The organism is Stenomitos rutilans (assembly GCF_059505485.1).
In genome coordinates, this window is sequence record NZ_JCACKR010000063.1 from 16,042 (window position 1) to 31,894 (window position 15,853).

A 15,853-nucleotide genomic window follows, 5' to 3' on the forward strand; every position below is an offset into this window, starting at 1 on the left:
AGCTTCGTCTTCCGAGTTTTAAGCTCCATCTTTCAAGCTCCAAGCTCTACTTTCCGAGTTCAGAGCCTCACGCTCCGAGTTCAGAACGCCATCTTTCGCCCTCCGAACTTGACTGTTCAACCTCTGCACCCCATCTTTCAAGCTCTAAGCTCGACACCTCGATCGCCAAACTAGACACTCCAAAGTTAAAGCCTGCTTCCCGAACTCAAAGCTTCATCCCTCACCCATCCGTTCCCTTCGTCACGTTTGCATGAGCACTACGCTCGACCATCTGGGTATAGACCGCTTTAGAAATAGCAGGCAGAATCTCGGAGTTCTGGCTGTAGGTGGGATCGGTGCCAAACACGGCAAGGATGTAAGCCACGCTGCCGTCTTTTGATTCGATGAAGGCGACTTCGTGGCGGACTTTGGTGGTCATGCCCACTTTGGAGGCAAAGCGCACATCAGCAGGGAGGGGTTCGCCCAAAAAGCCCGCGATCGCATTATCTGCCTGCTTCTTCCACGATTCTGGATTCAGGTCTCGCGTGAGCAAGCCCATCATTTCCTGGCTGCGGCTGGCGGATACGGCTTTGCCCGCATAGATTTCGCTCATCAGCCGTGCGGCCTGATCGCTGGTGACCAGGCTCCGAATGGGCTGTTGCTGCTCGTCGAGCATCTGGAGTTCGCGTCCGTTGGGACCATCGAGCTTGAGTGAGTAGATGGGGTAGTTTTTCTGGCTGATGCTGAGTCCTTCGTAGCCTGCTGCGCGAAAGAACTGGTTGATCCGCAAACGGTTTTTGAGCCAGGTCTCGTACTCTGTACCGCCAAGTGAATTGCCAGAAGTTGTTTGGGTAATGCGATCGAAAATGCGGCTGGCTGCATCGTTATCAGAATGAACGATCATCGCGATTAAATCGGCATTCAGATTAGCATCGGGCTGCAAAATGCCTTGGTCTAGCTGCGCTTCGCAAACAGCGAGCCAAAAGAGCTTCACCACACTGGCAGGATAACGGGGTGTGTCTTGCTGATAGCCTGCGATCGTGTTGCCCTTAAGATCGATCAGCGTGATAGATAGTGGCTGCGTATCCAGGGATTTACTTGCTGCCAGCGCTACAGCACCATCCACGATCGCCTGTAGCTCCTCACTGCGCGGCATAGGGGCCTCGGGCTGAACATTGTAAGCTAACGTCTCAAACGTCTGCTTTTGCTCGGTCGAAGGGGGATGAATGACTGCCGCTGCCGATGAAGGTTGCAGATTAGGTGAAGAGGATGGCGTTTGAGAAACCTCAGGCTGCGGACGTAACCGTTGCACACCCCAAAAACCTGCCCCAGCCAAACCAAGCATGGCACTTGCCAAAAGGGCAATCCGCGTTAAGCGCAGCAGACGTGGTGGTAATCGTCGTGAGGCTGCTTTGCCACGCGATCGCCTCGCCTGCGGGGATTGAGCGCGTTTGAGGCCTGTCTTGCTGCTATCTACGCTCGGTCGCTCAACGGTTGAACCAATTGCAAATGATCGGGGTTCCCCATGCGATCGCTGAGCCGTTGTGGGTGGCCCTGCTAAGTGCCGTTTCAAGTGTGCCACTTGAGCGCGGAGAGAGGCCGTTTCAGCCTCCAATCTGCCAATGATGCGATCGGCTCTGGCAAGTTTTGCCTTAAGCTGGGCATTCTGCTGCTGAAACGACTCCGGTTTGTTTTTAAGTAAGAGGGGCACGGGAGCTTGGGGTTAGTTGACAGGATCTGGATACTGGTATACCGCAAGTCTTGGCTTCTGGTGCAACTATTTTGCGTCTACACCTTAAGGACTAGTACAGCGCATCAAAAGTTCTGCAACGTCGGTTGAAAGATTACTGAGGACTGAGGACTGAGTAGCGCTCAAGCATGTTGCATCATTACCTGTTTCAAAACGCTAGCAGCAATCACGGCAGGGATTTTGTGCCAAACACCATTTACTGAGTGGTAGCTTCTAGAATAGGGATTACGCATGTTGCACAGGTGCCTTGCTCTTGCTGTAACTGCAAACCGCCGTTTTATGGGACTTTGGTATGTCAGTTTTGGCTGCGATCGCCGTTTTGGCAATCCTCATTGTGGTTCACGAACTGGGGCACTTTACGGCTGCTCGTGCCCAGGGCATTTATGCCAACCGCTTCTCCATTGGGTTTGGGCCGATTTTGTGGAAGTACCAGGGGTCGCAGACCGAGTATGCCCTGCGTGCGTTTCCCCTCGGTGGCTTTGTCGGGTTTCCTGATGATGATCCAGACAGCACCATTCCGCCAAACGACCCAAACTTATTGAAGAATCGTCCCGTCCTGGATCGGGCGATCGTCATCAGTGCGGGAGTCATTGCCAATCTGGTGTTTGCCTACTTCTTGCTCGTCACGCAGATCGGCATCGCAGGCACCCAGGACGTGAATTTTCAGCCTGGAGTTTTGGTGCCAGACGTAAAGACGGAGGTTAGTTCGGCAGCCGCGAAGGCAGGCGTGAAGCCGGGAGACATTGTTCTAGCCGCCGATGGCAAAGAGCTAGGAGCTTCCAAAGATGCCATCAAAACGCTGATGACAACGATCCAGAATCGGCCCAATCAACCGATCGCGCTCACCATTCAGCGCGACGGCAAGGTGCTGCCTAATCCGCTTGTGGTTACTCCCGATGCCAATGCCAAGATCGGCGTGCAGCTTTCGCCCAACGTGAAGATCGAACGTCGTCGTGTGGGCAACCCAATCGAGATTTTGACGATCGCAGCCAGCGAGTTCCAGCGCATTACTGTTCTAACGGTTCAAGGATTCGGTCAACTCATCACTAACTTTGGTCAAGTTGCCGATCAAATTTCGGGGCCTGTGCGGATTGTGGATGAAGGAGCCAAACTCGCGCGATCGGATGCCTTCAATCTCTTTACCTTTGGCGCACTCATCAGCATTAACCTGGCAATCATCAACATCCTGCCGCTACCTGCGTTGGATGGTGGTCATCTCGCCTTCCTGCTCGTGGAAGGTTTACGTGGCAAACCCCTCCCCTCCAAAATTCAAGACGGCGTGATGCAGACGGGCTTAATGCTGCTTTTGGGATTGGGCATTTTTCTCATCGTGCGCGATACCAGCCAGTTGGAGTCGGTGCAGAAGTTGTTCCGGTAGAGGTTAAAGATGAGGGATGAGGGATGAAATTTTGAATGAACTTAGCGGTCAGCGCTCAGCTATCAGCTTTACTTTATGATCCTTGTTCTACTGCCTGTCTCTTTCATCCTTTCTCACCCCGTTCTCTGCTTGCCATCACTTACTTTTTCATCCCTCATCCCTTCAGTTTCATCCCTCCCCTCTCATCCCTCATTCCTCCCCTCTTATCCTTCATCCTTTAGCCTTTCCCCATGTGTGCAGCACGTAAATTGCCAGCAACGCAAAAGCGGGCGATCGAACTCCTATTGCGACTCAAGCACCTCTACCCAGACGCAACCTGTTCGCTGGACTACGAAACCCCGATGCAGCTTTTGGTGGCGACCATTCTGTCTGCTCAATGTACTGATGTGCGGGTCAATATGGTCACGCCCGCACTCTTCCAGCGGTTTCCCGATGCTGCGGCGATGGCAGGTGCAGACTTGTCAGAGATTGAGGCACTGGTCAAATCCACTGGCTTCTACCGCAACAAGGCGAAAAATATTCAGGCAGCCTGCCGCATGATCATGACGGAGTATGGCGGCAACGTGTCCCAGGTGATGGAAGAGTTGCTGAAGCTGCCAGGAGTCGCGCGGAAGACGGCTAACGTGGTGCTAGCAAATGCCTTTGGCATCAATATGGGCGTGACGGTGGATACGCACGTCAAGCGTTTGAGCTATCGACTGGGCTTGACGAAACATACCGATCCAATCCGCATTGAGCGCGATTTGATGAAGCTGTTGCCCCAGCCCGATTGGGAAAACTGGTCAATTCGGGTGATCTATCACGGACGCGCGGTTTGCATGGCACGAAAGCCCCAGTGCGATCGCTGTGACCTTGCCGACCTCTGCCCTTCTGCTACCCTCTCAGAGAAACCGTTGGCAACGCCAGAACCGGATGATTTAGCCATTACCCCTGAACATCCCACGCCTGCGATCGATCCCTTGACGACTTCAAATTTAGTTGGCAAATAGCTCGTTGGATTTGGTAACATAGTAAGCTGTGTCTTAAACATCAAAGAGCATCGGAATGACTCATGGCTAAAAAGAGCATGATTGAGCGCGAGAACAAGCGCAAGAAGCTGGTGGCAAAGTATGCCGAGAAGCGTGCAGACTTGCTGGAGCAGTTTGCAACGGCGACATCACAACAGCAAAAGCTAACCATTCACCGCCAAATTCAGCAGCTTCCTCGCAACAGCGCTCCCACCCGCGTTCGCAATCGTTGCTGGGTAACGGGTCGTTCTAGAGGCTACTACCGCGATTTTGGGTTGTCTCGCCACGTTTTGCGCGAAATGGCGCACCAGGGGCTTTTGCCCGGTGTGGTGAAGTCTAGCTGGTAGTGCGGAAAAGAGTTTTGAGTATTGAGTTCGGTTTTTGCAAAGTTCACTTTGCATCAAGTATTTTTTTAATTTTCTAGGACTTACGCATTTGCCCCAAACCCCCAATTCTGGGAGCTTTAATTGGCTCGTTTCCCCTAGAATCGGGGGCTAAGGGGGCGAAAGATTGACCGCTTTTGCGTAAGTCCTAAATTCAAAACTCAAAACTTCTGTCACTGTCCACAACAGCGATCGATGCCCAGGCTGTCCAGCAGTAAGTCGCTGACGGCGTTGGCAACGGCAAATTCGCCAAAAAAGCTGTTTGAAAAATCAAAGGATTCCATCTCGGTGACGATCGCCATTACCAGCGAACCGAGATCATTCTCTCCCTCCATGCGCTGCCGGACAAAGATCTGAGCAGCGCGTTTTGCGATGTGCTGGTTAGCGTCTTCAGGAATGAATTCTTGATTGAGCCAGCCCAATAGCGCAATTTTTAGCCATTCCCCTTCTTGCACAGGGTTTTGGGCAGGCGGTAAGGTAATCGGTGGAATTGGTTCAACCATCGGCGCGATCGCATCTCTCACACGGTTGCTGTTCCTAGTGTACGACTGGTGGGGACGTGTTTGGGCAGTCAAAGGGAGGAGGGGGTAGGGAACCGGGGGCCGGGGAAGCGGCGAGAGCGGGGCGAGGAAAGTAGGGAAAATTCAAAACTCAAAACTCTTGAGAGCGGCTGGCTTTTTCTCTGGTCAGAAGCGCCTGTTTGCGATCGCGGCCCCACCGATAGCCTCTCAGGTTGCCGTCACTGCCCACGACTCGATGGCAGGGAATCACAACTGCAATCTGATTGTTGGCACAGGCGTTTGCGACAGCTCGGACGGCTTTGGGTTTGCCGATGCGCTTTGCCAGGTCGCTGTAACTGATCGTTGTCCCCAGCGCGATCGCTTGTAGCGCCTGCCATACCTGCTGCTGAAAGGCGGTTCCTTGAATATCTAGTGGGAGATCAATGGCTTGCTGGGGTGTTTCAATCAAATGCAGCACCTGTTCGACCCAGCCTGCAAACGCCCGATCACCTTCGCACAATTGAGCGTTGGGAAAGGTTGTCTCAAGGTGCGCGCTTAGCGCTTCAGGGGTATCACCCAGGGCGATCGCGCAGATACCTTTTGCGGTCGCTGCGACGAGAACCCAGCCTAGCCAGCAGGGTTGCACCGTGTAATGAATGGCAACACCCTTTGCCCCTTGCTGATATTGAGAAGGAGACATGCCTAGCAGCGTTGCTGATTGGTCGTAAAAATTGCTGCTGGTTTCAAAGCCAGCGTCGTACATTGCTTGTGTCACAGTGGGATGCTCCTGCAGATGTTGGCGAAGGCGTTGAGCGCGATGGGCAGAGGCGTATTGCTTGGGGGTAACGCCCACAACGGCTTTGAAAACCCGATGGAAATGGTAAACACTGAGTCCTGCCCTTTGCGCCATTGCCTCTAATGACGGTGGTGTCTCTGCGGCTTCAATCTGCTGACAGATAGCGGCGATCGTCTCTGCCTGTTGTTGTTGCGGAGAGGCCGATCGCGGACGACACCGCTTGCAAGGGCGAAAGCCAGCCGCTTCAGCCTCGTCACAACTGACGAAAAAGCGCACATTTTCTCGCTTGGGTTGCCGCGAAGCGCAGGTAGGGCGGCAATAAACCCCCGTTGTTTGCACGGCGTAGAGAAAAGATCCTTCGGTGCTGGGATCACGGTGAACGATCGCGGCCCAGCACTCTGCTTCAGTCAGACCAGCGCTCAATGCTTCAGTGAGACCAGTGCTCATGTCCATTGCCATCAGCTTCATCATGGCGTTACCTGGAAAGTGCTACAGGTCTATTCTCGAAAAATTGCAGGGCAAGCACTATCGGTTTCTTGCGGTGTCATTCGGGAGCAGTATCTTGTACCAGTTATCAGTTTTGAGTTGGAAGAGAGGTGGGAGGTGTAAGAGCTTTGAATTTTCCCTACTCCCCACGCTCCATTCCCGCCGCTTCTCCTGCCCCCTCTGCCTCCCCTGCGCCTTGCCCCTGCACCCCAAACCTTGCCCTCGGTTCACGAATTTTCGGGAGGTGCGGCGTCCTTGGAGCGTTGAATGAGCAGTTGAATGCCTAACGCAAAGAGACCGAAGGCTGCCAGGGCAAAAATGCCAGTGCCCAGTGAACTTAGCCCAATAATTAACGTCCGAACGGCGGCAGAGATGCGTTGAGTGGTGAAATTGTCCGTTTGCAAAGGCTTGGATGCGAAGGCGATCGCGATGGAGGTGGTCAAGCGGTAGAGGACGATCGCAATGCCACCTGCTACCAGCGAACCACCCACACATCGTAGCGGGCTGGGTGCGGGTGCCCCTTCTTTAGAGACTTGAACAGCCGGATCAGTAAGGTTGGTGGGTTCACTCATGGGAGTAGAAGGTAGAGGTCAGGAGGCGAAGTGAAAAGCAGGCTGCACGCGACAGGCTTGAACACGTCCATGCTTCTACTCTACTATTTGAATGCCAGACGGATTAAATTTTGCCAGCCAAAATTCCAGATCGGTGTTGGCGATCGCTTGCTGTACTCCATCCTGTAAGGCTTCTGCCTGAGCCTGAGATTCTGCCAGCGCAAACACAGTGGGGCCAGAACCCGACATCATCGTGCCGATCGGGTTGAGCCGCTGAAAGGCTTCTCGTAACTGCAACACCTGGGAATGTGCTGGCAACACCACTTTTTCTAAATCATTTCGCAACCGTTGACCAATTTTGGCGCTGTCTCGTTGGGCGATCGCGGCCATCATAGGGCTGGCGTGCACCTGCTGTCGGCGTTGCTCCAGGTCACCCCCACGACGTAAATAAGAGTCGCCAAACCATTGGCGGTAGGTAGTGTATGCCCACGCCGTCGAAACCGACAGACTGCGATACTTTGCCAGCACTACGTATAGGTCAGTCAACGCAGTTAACGCATCCAACTGTTCACCGCGTCCAGTCGCAAGGGCTGTGCCGCCCGCAATGCAAAACGGCACATCAGAGCCGAGCACTGCACCCAACTCCTGCAACTCGTCACGGGTAAGACCCAGCTCCCACAGCAAATCTACCCCCACCAGCACCGCAGCAGCATTGCTCGACCCTCCCGCCAGCCCAGCCCCCACTGGAATCTGCTTTTTGATCGTGATATCAACCCCACCGTAACGCGCAAAACAAGCGGGAAATTGCTTGCTCATCAAAGCTGCCGCTCGATAGGCCAAATTGGTCGCATCATTCGGCACCTGGGGATGAGCGCAATGAACCCGAATGGCGTCCGTCCCGCTTGCCCGCACCTGAATGCGATCGGTCAAACTTACGCTTTGCAGCACCATCACCATCTCGTGAAACCCAGAAGGCCGCGAATCGTCGCCCCCCGTCATGTGATCACCGAGGATTTCCAGATACAGGTTAATTTTGGCCGGAGCAAGAAGGGAGTAGGAGCGCATGGGGAAGGGAGTGGGGAGTAGGGAGAGCAGTTTTGAGTTTTGAGTTTGAGAGGCCAGGGTTTGAACTCGAAGTGTCTAGTTTGAAGGTCGTGGTATCGAGTTTGGAACGCGGAAGATGGAGCCTGGAGGTCGAAAGGTCGAGCTTGAAGGTCGGAAGGTGAAGCTCTGAGCTCGCAAGATGAAGCTTGGAACGCGGAAGATGGAGCTTGGAGGTCGGAAGATGGAGCTTGGAGGTCGGAAGGTGAAGCTCTGAACGCGGAAGATGGAGCCTGGAACTCAAAAGACGGAGCTTGGAGGTCGAAAGGTCGAGCTTGGAAGTCAAAAAGTCGAGTTTGAAGGATTCTTCTGCTCTCTACCCTCTGCTTTCTGCTTCATTTTTGAGCGATCAGCCGTCAGCGGCCAGCGATTAGCTTTTAATTTTTACCCTACTCCCCACTCCCGCCCTTCTGCCTTCTACCTCCTACCCACTCCCCTGCAACTCATTGCTCAACGCAACCCATTGCTCGACGCTCAGGTCTTCGGCGCGGACTTGTGGGTTTACGTTTAATTGTTCCAGTAAGTGGGTGAGCCGATCGCCCTCGACGAGACTTTTCAAGTTGTTTCGCAACATTTTGCGCTTGCTGGCAAACCCAGCTTTGACGATCGTCTCCAGATGACGTGGGTTGTGGGCAGGGGTTGTGATAGGACGTGGATGGAGACGAATGACGGCAGAATCAACTTTGGGCGGTGGCTGAAAGGCTTTGGCTGGGACATCGCAAATAAACTGGCACTCTGCGAGATACTGCACCCGCACGGATAGCGCACCAAAATGGGTGGAACCGGGCTTGCTGCACAGGCGCAGGGCGACTTCTTTTTGCACGAGCAAGACGATCGCATCAAAGGGGTGGGGATTGGGGGCCGCGATCGTCCCCAATAGCTTCTCGATGATCGGGCCTGTAATGTTGTAGGGAATGTTGGCAACGACTTTATTAGGGTTTTGGAAGGCTGGAAACGGCACGAGTAGGGTATCAAGATCGAGTGTTAGGAAATCGCCCTGCAACAGCAGAAAGTGCTCGGTTTGACCCAGCTTTTGGGCGAGACGATCGCACAGATCGCGGTCAATTTCCACAGCTACTACGGCTTGGGCTAGCGGCAGCAATTGGCGGGTCAAAATGCCAGTACCGGGGCCAATTTCCAGGACACGATCGTGCTCGTTCAACGTGGCGGCGTTCACGATACTATTGAGGGCTTTTTCGCTGCGAAGCCAATGTTGGGCAAACTTTTTACGCGGTTGGGGCACAGGGTTACTCCGGTAAACCCACAACGCCGCCGTTCCCAGCAATCACCTCGCCGATCGCAAAAGCAGCGATATTCTGATCGGCAAAGTACTGCATCGTGGTCGTGACCTGAACGGCTGGCACCAATACCACAAAGCCAATGCCCATGTTGAAGGTGTGGAACATCGATCGGGGAGAAACATTCCCCTCAGCCGCTAACCACTGAAAAACGGGCTGTACGTTCCAGGCAGACGATTCGACGGCGATTGATTGGCCTGCACCTAAACAGCGTGGCAGATTTTCTGGCAGTCCGCCTCCCGTGATATGCGCCATGCCGTGAATGGGAATGCCTTGCTTGAGCGCACCCAGAATTGGCTTTACGTAGATTTGCGTGGGTGTGAGCAATACGTCACCCAGGGTTTTGCCATCGAAGATCGCAGGACGATCGCCCCAGTCGTAGCCACGATCGCCCACAATCTTTCGCACCAAACTGAAGCCATTGCTGTGAACGCCTTGACTGGCAAGCCCGATCGCCACATCGCCCACTTGCACCTGCGATCCATCCAGAAGGGCGCTTTTCTCCCCAATGCCAACGCAGAATCCGGCTAAATCGTATTCACCCGACTGGTAGAACCCAGGCATTTCTGCTGTTTCGCCCCCCAGCAGCGCACAGCCTGCCTGCTTACAGCCATCTGTAATGCCCGTTACTACCTGCGCCAGTTGCTCTGAGTTGAGTTTACCTGTGGCTAAATAATCCAAAAAAAACAGCGGCTCTGCGCCACAGGTCAACACATCGTTTACACACATAGCGACGAGATCAATGCCAACGGTGTCGTGGCGATCGAGGGTGTGGGCTAACTTAAGCTTTGTTCCCACTCCATCGGTACCGGACACCAATACAGGCTCCCGATACCCCACCGGAAGCTGAAACAGTCCACTAAAGCCACCAACGTTGCCCAAAACTTCTGGTCGCGTAGTGCTGTCTACCATGCTGCGGATACGTTGCACAAACGCCCGTCCTGCTTCTACGTCTACACCCGCTTCTCGATAATCCATGTCAACTGCCCTTGGGCGATCGTCGCAGGTTGTATTTTACTTGGCTTGGTGGCGAAAAGCGAGAGAGAGCGATGCTCAATGGTTCCGTTTAGCCAACGACAGCAGGAGAGACTGATTCTGTCTTTCGAGCGCGTGGGAAACTCCGAACTCGTTTGGAGCGTACACTCGTCTAGGACGTACAATTTAGACGCAATCCGGTCAATTGCCCCGTTTAGGGATGCTTTGATCCAATCGCTTTAGTACCGTGTGAACCATCATTCTGAAAAACAACCCTGGTGGCCTTATATCCATGCTGTTGCTGCGATCGGGTTATTTTTGCGCCTGGTACTGGTCTTCTTCTCGGATCGGGGGTATCACCCAGATGAAATTTTTCAGTATTTAGAACAGGCCCATCGCATGGTCTTTGGGTACGGCTATATTCCCTGGGAATATCGCTTTGGTATCCGTAACCTGATCATTCCTATCACGTTATCTATACCTCTAAGGCTACTGAAAGCACTTCAGCTAGATAGTCCTGATATTTATATTCCATTCATCAAAGCAATTCTCTGTTTGCTTTCGCTTTCATTAATTTATGGGCTGTATGCTTTGGGCCGAACCGTTGTTTCTGAGCCTGTGGGACGCATTGCGGCGCTGATTGCCTGTTTTTGGTATGAATTGATGGTGTTTGCCCCCAAATCAACACCCGAATGTCTCGCTGCCTATCTGATGGTCGGGGCGCTAGTGTGTCTGGTTAGCTACCCTCGCTGGCAAACGGCACTGGGGCTGGGCGTGATGGGTGCAGGCACGATCGCCCTACGGTTACAATATGCGCCTGCAATCCTGGTTTTGAGCGTTGCCATGATCGTGCTTTGGCGATCGCATCTCAGCCAAATGGCGATCGCGACAGCCGCGTTTATCGTCACTGTGGGCTTGGTGGGCTACATCGACTATTTGACCTGGGGATTATGGTTTGGCAGTTACTACCACAACTACTTGTATAACCAGGTCTATGGTGTCAGCAATCTTTTTGGCAGAGATCCTCTTTTCTACTATTTTGAGCGGCTGACACTCTCTTCAGCAGGGATTTTCCCGCTGAGCATTGTCGTAGCAGTCAGAAAACGAGTCCCTCTACTGGCGTTATGGCTCAGCCTTTTAGCGAGTATTCTGGTCACCCATTCATTGATTGCTCATAAAGAATATCGCTTTGTGTTTGCGGCTGTACCGCTTTGCCTGTTGCTGACCGCGATCGCCTATTGGTATCTCCAGCAGTTCTGCCAGAGATATCCTCGGACGTATGCCCGCATTCCTCAAGCTTTAGCCGTGCTTTTGGTCGCTTATGCCTGCTTCAGCATTTTAGACACCACCGTTTTGACTAGCAGGAACCCATTACTGGAGGGGTATCTTTATCTCTCCAGGCAACCAAATGTGAGTGCCGTCCTGAACCTGAAATCTGAATGGTATGAAACCGGGGGCTATTATTACCTGCACCATCCTGTTCCCATTTACTTTTCCAGGGATGTGAACGCGATCGGCCCAGAAGGCTACGGTCAGTACGTCAGTGATATTCTTTGCCAGCATCACCAGGCCACAATTCCTGGCTTTGGCACGGTACGAACCTTTAAAGAGATTGATATTCGCCACAACAACCATCCCCCAAGTCACTATGCTCAACTGTCAGGAGATTTCTACCAGCCTCAGCAAGGCGGTGTCGATGGGGTCTTTCCCCAGCCAGTCTTTCACCCTCCTGTGCAGATTTTTCCGCCGCAAGGACACCAGCTTTGACCACTCGCCAATGCTGATGTTTCATATTCTTATCTCTAATACCGTTTCCCTTCCATTGAGCTACAGATGATGCACTCTAATCAGCGATGCCATGTAGGTTCGGGCACTCAAAACTCAAAACTCAAAACTGAGAATTAGTTTAAGCCCGGATCGCCTTTCGCAACACCTCACGATGGATCAACGCCCGATCGACCTGAAACTGGATTTGATCGGTAGAGAGGGCTTCACCGTTGGCGTAGAGTTGCAGCCAGATTTGGCTAATGGTGTTGGGGTCAGTGGGGATGTCTGCGAGTGCCCAGCCTGGAAGTTCCAGGGCTTGCATCAGGTTGCTGACTTTGGGGTCATAGCTGAGGGCAAAGCAACGACAGCCTTCAGCCGCTGCCATAATCAGGCCGTGAAAGCGCATGGCGATCGTCATTTCAACGCCACGAAACACGCCTTTTAATTGCTGTGGGTCTTCCAGACGCAAAAGATGGCTGACGCTGGGAAGCTGGGACTGGATGGCTTCGGCGATCGCCAGATCTTGAGCAGCTTGAAAGGGCACCAGCAGAAGACAGGTCTGGGTGGCTTTTTGGAAGGCAATCAGCGCTTGAGTCAGGCTTTCTAGCCGTGCGGGCGTGAGTTGCGGATGGGAGCGTAAGTTGACCGCAACACGAGGGGCTGGCAGATCCCACAAGCCTTCTACGGGCAATGATTCAAGCGCCCAAACAGGATCAGGAGCCAGCGTGAAGGGCAGTCCCCACTCCGCCAGCATGGCAGCCGAACCGTGATCGCGCACACTGATAGCATTGCACCCTGCAAAGGTTTGTCTCGCCATCCCTTGCGTGAGCGATCGCTGGAGCGGCCCAATGCCTTGTGCCCAGGCGATCGTGGTTAAGCCCATCTTTTGCGCGAGGGTCATCAGACCCGCATAGTAAACCGGACTCAGCGCACTGGTGGCATCCTGCATTAAACTACCGCCACCCCAAATGAAGACTTGGGACTTGCGGAGCGCTTGTAAGACGGCAACCAGGCTCTTGCGATCGACCGCTTCCACCTGGTAGCGATCACGGGTTTGGGCAGGATTCCCCGACAGCACGATCGGCGTAACCTGCGCGGGCAGCATTTGCAGCAATGAGGCCAGCAAGGCTTCATCGCCACCATTGCCCTGACCGTAATACCCACACAAAACTGCCCGGATGCCCATGTTGAAGTTTCAGCGTTGAATGTCTGCGTTTGGGTTGAATGGCGACCCATCGATTCGCTCTCCAATCATCCCTGATTTTGACACCCGGTCCGGTAAGAAAATCTACAGCAGCATCCGAGCTATGCCTACCGTAGGAGAGATTCGCTACCGCCACGCACGGCATTAAATAAGCCTAGAAACAACCTGCCATCGGGGGAATGCTTTGATACCGTCTGCTGTGGTCTGGTCAAGCTACAACAGCCGTTGCAGAAATTGGGTGGACGGTGTAGACATCGTTCAACTAGATACCATTCAACCATGCGCCAGTTGTGGCTAATTAACCCGCTATATGAGTGTGGAGATGTGGCTGTGAAAATTAATGGTGTGATCGAACGTCTATGTTTATCCTTAAGTCTTGCTGTTTCGGCGATCGTGTGTGGTCAGTTAGCCGTTCGCGCTGAAGCGACCAACCCAGTTTCCGATCTCCCAATGCTACAGATCGCTGATACGACTCAACTAGCCAGTCATCCAGTCTTGCCAGAGGCTGCTTCTTTTAACAGTCGTGCTGTGACACCCCAGGCGACAACTGCTGTCTTAGCCGCCGCACTAGAGCCAGCCACTCCGTCAGCCGTTCTGCCAACCCAAACAGCAGATCCCTCTCAGGCAGATGTATCAGCTAGCCCGATCGCGTCCACTGCTACAGCCTTAGCGGTTCCGTTGCCTGGTACCGTACCCACATCAGCCGCTGCGCTTGATCTCCAGGCATCTGCTCCAGCCATTGCCGAGCCACAGACTGCCGCCGAACCCTTGACAACCACTGTGGCCCAAATTCCATCGATCGAACCCGGTCGGGCCACTCGCTCCGGTTCTAGCTATGTGGGTGTGGGCGCAAATATTGGCTCGATCGGCAGAACGCCTCTCGGTAGCTTTAGCGGCGCGATCCTGAGCAAAATTGGCTTAACCAGAACTATTTCTGTGCGTCCTGCCGTGCTAATTAATGGTGACGCAACCTTCCTCTTCCCCATCACACTTGACTTTCCCGTTGAGCGTGCGGGAAGTGTAAGCTTTGCACCGTATGTAGGGCTTGGCGCATCGTTTTCGACGGGCGATCGCAAAAATGCGGATCTCATCGTCTCTGGCGGTGTTGATATTCCCCTTTCCTCTCAGTTCACCATCACCGCAGGCGCAAATGCAGGCTTAATTAACGGGATTGAGCTGGGTGTGCTCGTTGGAATTGGTTATAACTTCGCGGGTTTTTAGAGAGGGGAGAGGAGAGGAGGCAGAAGTCAGGAGCCAGAATTTTCCTTGCTTCCCTGCTCCCCTTGCTCCCCCTCTACCCCAACTCCCGACTCCTGACTCCCTAGTTAATCACCGGACTCACCTTACTCACCGTCTTCAACTTGCCATCTGCTTCGACTTCCCATACGTCGTAGACTCCAGAGACATCGCCGCTATCATCAATATCGACATTGCCGCTAGCGCCCTGGTAGTTGATCTTTTCACCCTTGCTTAACAGCTTTAGCCCTTCGCAGACATCGCTGACATCTTTACCAGGGCCATCTGCCACTTCCCGGATTGTGCTCTTGATGGCATCGCCTGTATTGGCTTTAGCCGCTTGAGCTGCAAGCACTACTAATGCTGCTGCATCCCAGGCTTGAGGAGCATAGGCAGCAGGGGCCTGGTTGTACTTTGCTTGCCAGAGTTTGGTGAGTGCATCCAGCGCTTTACCGTCCGCGCCAGGAATAGTGCCAACCGCGCCTTGCAGAATAAATTTGCCATCGCTCGTTTTGCCCACCTGCGACGCAAACTGATCCGATTTAGACCCATCGGTTAGTAGAATCTGCACGCCTTTGCTCAAGCCCTGCTGGTAAGCTGTTTTAAGCAACAGTGCGCCTGTTTCGGCGTAGGCAACCGCTGCGACCCCTTGAGGTTTACCGCCAAACGCTGCTTGCACTTCGGTTTCAAAGGTAGTAGCTTTGGGGTCATAACGAGCGGGCTTTGCCTCGTTGGTGACGGTACCGCCAAGCTTTTTGAAGGCTTGCACAAATTCTTTCTCAAAGCCTCTGCCGTAATCATTGTTGATGACGATCGTCGCTGCCCGTCGAATCCCTCTTTCATAGGCTAACCTTGCCAAGGCGCGTGCCTGATAGGTATCTGGTGGAGCGGTGCGTGCCCAGTAACCTTGAAATTCACCCTTTTTGCCCCGCTCTGTAAAGACGGGACTGGTACTGCCAGGCGATACCAGCATGACCTTGTTGCGAATGGCGATCGGAATGGCGGCGGCCGAAACACTACTGCCAAACGACCCAATGACACCAGCCACTTTATCGACTTCAGCCAGCTTGGTCATACCATCGGCCCCGGCTGTGGGATCGGTTTGGTCATCGGTGTTGGGTAAAAGGTTGACGGGAGCACCATTCACGCCACCGCACTTGTTAACAGTTTCGACCAGCAAAGGCACGGCTGCCAGCATAGGTTGCCCGACAGAAGCCAAGTCACCCGTCGCGGGAAGCAACGTCCCGATTTTGAGACCGTTTCCACCACCACTGGCTGAAACGCTGGGGGATGAAGCGCCTGCCGATGGGGTATTAGCAGGGGGTGCTGAGGCTTCTTGACAGGAAGCCGCGAGAAAGCCGATCGCCAGCGTAGCGAGTGCTAGCGAGACAGCTTTAGCAGGTTTAAGTTGATTCACGGAAGTGAGTGGTTTCATCGGTAAA

At 53.6% G+C, this 15,853-nt stretch carries 14 protein-coding genes; 5 read left to right on the forward strand and 9 right to left on the reverse strand.

Going from position 1 to position 15,853, the window contains the following annotated elements; genetic code table 11:
- Positions 1 to 220 precede the first annotated feature (220 nt).
- A complete protein-coding gene (locus AC5JLP_RS11270) occupies positions 221 to 1,690 on the reverse strand; it encodes a serine hydrolase (protein ID WP_496068031.1) in 1,470 nt (489 codons plus the stop codon).
- 331 nt (positions 1,691 to 2,021) lie between these two features.
- On the opposite strand from AC5JLP_RS11270, the gene rseP reads away from it, so the two are divergent.
- The 3 genes from rseP (at position 2,022) to rpsN (ending at position 4,461) form a co-directional block, all read left to right on the forward strand.
- Complete coding sequence (rseP, locus tag AC5JLP_RS11275) at positions 2,022 to 3,107, forward strand: RIP metalloprotease RseP (RefSeq protein WP_496068032.1); 1,086 nt, start codon at positions 2,022 to 2,024, stop codon at positions 3,105 to 3,107.
- Between the two features lie 230 nt (positions 3,108 to 3,337).
- On the forward strand, positions 3,338 to 4,096 hold the full coding sequence (gene nth / locus AC5JLP_RS11280) for an endonuclease III (protein ID WP_496068033.1): 759 nt from the start codon (positions 3,338 to 3,340) through the stop codon (positions 4,094 to 4,096).
- Between the two features lie 62 nt (positions 4,097 to 4,158).
- A complete protein-coding gene (gene rpsN / locus AC5JLP_RS11285; protein WP_496068034.1) occupies positions 4,159 to 4,461 on the forward strand; it encodes a 30S ribosomal protein S14 in 303 nt (100 codons plus the stop codon).
- A gap of 209 nt (positions 4,462 to 4,670) precedes the next feature.
- On the opposite strand, the gene AC5JLP_RS11290 is transcribed toward rpsN, so the two are convergent.
- The 6 genes from AC5JLP_RS11290 to purM all read right to left on the reverse strand — a co-directional run bounded on the left by AC5JLP_RS11290 (position 4,671) and on the right by purM (position 10,207).
- Positions 4,671 to 5,072, reverse strand: coding sequence for a DUF8822 family protein (locus AC5JLP_RS11290; protein ID WP_496068035.1), 402 nt, complete (start codon positions 5,070 to 5,072; stop codon positions 4,671 to 4,673).
- Positions 5,073 to 5,148: 76 nt separating this feature from the next.
- Positions 5,149 to 6,264 (reverse strand): bifunctional DNA-binding transcriptional regulator/O6-methylguanine-DNA methyltransferase Ada, encoded by a 1,116-nt coding sequence (gene ada, locus AC5JLP_RS11295; RefSeq protein WP_496068036.1) that lies wholly within the window; start codon positions 6,262 to 6,264, stop codon positions 5,149 to 5,151.
- A 242-nt stretch (positions 6,265 to 6,506) separates the two neighbouring features.
- Positions 6,507 to 6,851 (reverse strand): DUF3082 domain-containing protein, encoded by a 345-nt coding sequence (locus tag AC5JLP_RS11300; RefSeq protein ID WP_496068037.1) that lies wholly within the window; start codon positions 6,849 to 6,851, stop codon positions 6,507 to 6,509.
- Positions 6,852 to 6,926: 75 nt separating this feature from the next.
- The gene (gene ispE / locus AC5JLP_RS11305; RefSeq protein ID WP_496068038.1) at positions 6,927 to 7,895 is read right to left on the reverse strand and encodes a 4-(cytidine 5'-diphospho)-2-C-methyl-D-erythritol kinase; all 969 of its coding nucleotides are present in this window, start codon (positions 7,893 to 7,895) and stop codon (positions 6,927 to 6,929) included.
- Positions 7,896 to 8,355: 460 nt separating this feature from the next.
- The gene (gene rsmA, locus AC5JLP_RS11310) at positions 8,356 to 9,174 is read right to left on the reverse strand and encodes a 16S rRNA (adenine(1518)-N(6)/adenine(1519)-N(6))-dimethyltransferase RsmA (RefSeq protein WP_496068039.1); all 819 of its coding nucleotides are present in this window, start codon (positions 9,172 to 9,174) and stop codon (positions 8,356 to 8,358) included.
- A gap of 4 nt (positions 9,175 to 9,178) precedes the next feature.
- Positions 9,179 to 10,207 carry a phosphoribosylformylglycinamidine cyclo-ligase gene (purM, locus tag AC5JLP_RS11315; RefSeq protein WP_496068040.1) on the reverse strand — a complete coding sequence of 343 codons (1,029 nt, stop codon included), beginning with the start codon at positions 10,205 to 10,207 and terminating at the stop codon, positions 9,179 to 9,181.
- A gap of 246 nt (positions 10,208 to 10,453) precedes the next feature.
- Between purM and AC5JLP_RS11320 the strand changes: the two genes are divergently transcribed.
- Positions 10,454 to 11,971: a glycosyltransferase family protein gene (locus AC5JLP_RS11320; protein ID WP_496068041.1), complete on the forward strand. Its 1,518-nt coding sequence runs from the start codon at positions 10,454 to 10,456 to the stop codon at positions 11,969 to 11,971.
- Between the two features lie 139 nt (positions 11,972 to 12,110).
- On the opposite strand, the gene csaB is transcribed toward AC5JLP_RS11320, so the two are convergent.
- Positions 12,111 to 13,157: a polysaccharide pyruvyl transferase CsaB gene (gene csaB / locus AC5JLP_RS11325; RefSeq protein ID WP_496068042.1), complete on the reverse strand. Its 1,047-nt coding sequence runs from the start codon at positions 13,155 to 13,157 to the stop codon at positions 12,111 to 12,113.
- 297 nt (positions 13,158 to 13,454) lie between these two features.
- Here csaB and AC5JLP_RS11330 point away from each other — a divergent pair, with 297 nt between their 5' ends.
- Positions 13,455 to 14,396: a hypothetical protein gene (locus AC5JLP_RS11330; protein ID WP_496068043.1), complete on the forward strand. Its 942-nt coding sequence runs from the start codon at positions 13,455 to 13,457 to the stop codon at positions 14,394 to 14,396.
- 100 nt (positions 14,397 to 14,496) lie between these two features.
- Here AC5JLP_RS11330 and AC5JLP_RS11335 read toward each other — a convergent pair whose 3' ends face one another.
- On the reverse strand, positions 14,497 to 15,846 hold the full coding sequence (locus AC5JLP_RS11335; RefSeq protein WP_496068044.1) for an ABC transporter substrate-binding protein: 1,350 nt from the start codon (positions 15,844 to 15,846) through the stop codon (positions 14,497 to 14,499).
- Positions 15,847 to 15,853: the final 7 nt, after the last annotated feature.